Origin of the sequence: Shimwellia pseudoproteus (assembly GCF_016415625.1) — a bacterium.
GTDB classification, from domain to species: Bacteria; Pseudomonadota; Gammaproteobacteria; order Enterobacterales; family Enterobacteriaceae; genus Shimwellia; species Shimwellia pseudoproteus.
This window is the reverse complement of the sequence record NZ_WBXP01000101.1, coordinates 1-3,013: the sequence shown is the minus strand read 5'-3', so window position 1 is coordinate 3,013 and position 3,013 is coordinate 1. Positions and strand designations below refer to the sequence as shown.

The 3,013-nt window shown below is 52.9% G+C and carries 1 rRNA gene; it reads right to left on the bottom strand.

Features of this window, described 5'->3' with window-relative positions:
- Positions 1-24: 24 nt before the first annotated feature.
- A 23S ribosomal RNA gene (locus F9C28_RS19805) occupies positions 25-2,926 on the bottom strand.
- Positions 2,927-3,013 lie beyond the last annotated feature (87 nt).

The window sequence follows — 3,013 nt, the reverse complement described above, 5'->3', positions numbered from 1 at the left end:
CGCCAGAAACATCTTTGGCGTTGTAAGGTTAAGCCTCACGGTTCATTAGTACTGGTTAGCTCAATGCATCGCTGCACTTACACACCCAGCCTATCAACGTCGTCGTCTTCAACGTTCCTTCAGGACCCTTAAAGGGTCAGGGAGAACTCATCTCGGGGCAAGTTTCGTGCTTAGATGCTTTCAGCACTTATCTCTTCCGCATGTAGCTACCGGGCAATGCCATTGGCATGACAACCCGAACACCAGTGATGCGTCCACTCCGGTCCTCTCGTACTAGGAGCAGCCCCCCTCAATTCTCCAGCGCCCACGGCAGATAGGGACCGAACTGTCTCACGACGTTCTAAACCCAGCTCGCGTACCACTTTAAATGGCGAACAGCCATACCCTTGGGACCTACTTCAGCCCCAGGATGTGATGAGCCGACATCGAGGTGCCAAACACCGCCGTCGATATGAACTCTTGGGCGGTATCAGCCTGTTATCCCCGGAGTACCTTTTATCCGTTGAGCGATGGCCCTTCCATTCAGAACCACCGGATCACTAAGACCTGCTTTCGCACCTGCTCGAGCCGTCACTCTCGCAGTCAAGCTAGCTTATGCCTTTGCACTAACCTCCTGATGTCCGACCAGGATTAGCTAACCTTCGTGCTCCTCCGTTACTCTTTGGGAGGAGACCGCCCCAGTCAAACTACCCACCAGACACTGTCCGCAACCCGGATCACGGGTCTACGTTAGAACATCAAACATTAAAGGGTGGTATTTCAAGGTTGGCTCCACGCAGACTGGCGTCCACGCTTCAAAGCCTCCCACCTATCCTACACATCAAGGCTCAATGTTCAGTGTCAAGCTATAGTAAAGGTTCACGGGGTCTTTCCGTCTTGCCGCGGGTACACTGCATCTTCACAGCGAGTTCAATTTCACTGAGTCTCGGGTGGAGACAGCCTGGCCATCATTACGCCATTCGTGCAGGTCGGAACTTACCCGACAAGGAATTTCGCTACCTTAGGACCGTTATAGTTACGGCCGCCGTTTACCGGGGCTTCGATCAGGAGCTTCGCTTGCGCTGACCCCATCAATTAACCTTCCGGCACCGGGCAGGCGTCACACCGTATACGTCCACTTTCGTGTTTGCACAGTGCTGTGTTTTTAATAAACAGTTGCAGCCAGCTGGTATCTTCGACTGACTTCAGCTCCACCCGCAGGGGCTTCACCTACATGTCAGCGTGCCTTCTCCCGAAGTTACGGCACCATTTTGCCTAGTTCCTTCACCCGAGTTCTCTCAAGCGCCTTGGTATTCTCTACCTGACCACCTGTGTCGGTTTGGGGTACGATTTCGTGTTACCTGATGCTTAGAGGCTTTTCCTGGAAGCAGGGCATTTGTTACTTCAGAACCGTAGTTCCTCGTCATCACGCCTCAGTGTTAAAGTGCACCGGATTTACCTGGAGCACACACCTACACGCTTAAACCGGGACAACCGTCGCCCGGATAACATAGCCTTCTCCGTCCCCCCTTCGCAGTAACACCAAGTACAGGAATATTAACCTGTTTCCCATCGACTACGCCTTTCGGCCTCGCCTTAGGGGTCGACTCACCCTGCCCCGATTAACGTTGGACAGGAACCCTTGGTCTTCCGGCGTGCGGGTTTTTCACCCGCATTATCGTTACTTATGTCAGCATTCGCACTTCTGATACCTCCAGCAGCCCTCACAGGTCACCTTCAACGGCTTACAGAACGCTCCCCTACCCAACAACACACAGTGTCGCTGCCGCAGCTTCGGTGCACAGTTTAGCCCCGTTACATCTTCCGCGCAGGCCGACTCGACCAGTGAGCTATTACGCTTTCTTTAAATGATGGCTGCTTCTAAGCCAACATCCTGGCTGTCTGGGCCTTCCCACATCGTTTCCCACTTAACTGTGACTTTGGGACCTTAGCTGGCGGTCTGGGTTGTTTCCCTCTTCACGACGGACGTTAGCACCCGCCGTGTGTCTCCCGTGATAACATTCTGTGGTATTCGTAGTTTGCATCGGGTTGGTAAGTCGGGATGACCCCCTAGCCGAAACAGTGCTCTACCCCCACAGATGAATTCACGAGGCGCTACCTAAATAGCTTTCGGGGAGAACCAGCTATCTCCCGGTTTGATTGGCCTTTCACCCCCAGCCACAAGTCATCCGCTAATTTTTCAACATTAGTCGGTTCGGTCCTCCAGTTAGTGTTACCCAACCTTCAACCTGCCCATGGCTAGATCACCGGGTTTCGGGTCTATACCCTGCAACTTAACGCCCAGTTAAGACTCGGTTTCCCTGCGGCTCCCCTATACGGTTAACCTTGCTACAGAATATAAGTCGCTGACCCATTATACAAAAGGTACGCAGTCACCCCATAAAGAGGCTCCCACTGCTTGTACGTACACGGTTTCAGGTTCTTTTTCACTCCCCTCGCCGGGGTTCTTTTCGCCTTTCCCTCACGGTACTGGTTCACTATCGGTCAGTCAGGAGTATTTAGCCTTGGAGGATGGTCCCCCCATCTTCAGACAGGATATCACGTGTCCCGCCCTACTCATCGAGTTCACAGTATGTGCATTTTCGTGTACGGGAGTATCACCCTGTACCCTGCGACTTTCCAGACGCTTCCACTAACACACAAACTGATTCAGACTCTGGGCTGTTCCCCGTTCGCTCGCCGCTACTGGGGGAATCTCGGTTGATTTCTTTTCCTCGGGGTACTTAGATGTTTCAGTTCCCCCGGTTCGCCTCGTTAGCCTATGTATTCAGCTAACGATAGTGTGACGAATCACACTGGGTTTCCCCATTCGGACATCGCCGGGTCAAAGGTTCATATCACCTCGCCGGCGCTTTTCGCAGATTAGCACGTCCTTCATCGCCTCTGACTGCCAGGGCATCCACCGTGTACGCTTAGTCGCTTAACCTCACAACCCAAAGATGTCTTTACTGTCTGGTTTGCTGCGCGTCGTGAATACGTTGTTATAACGTGCGCGCAATGCTCATGAACGTAA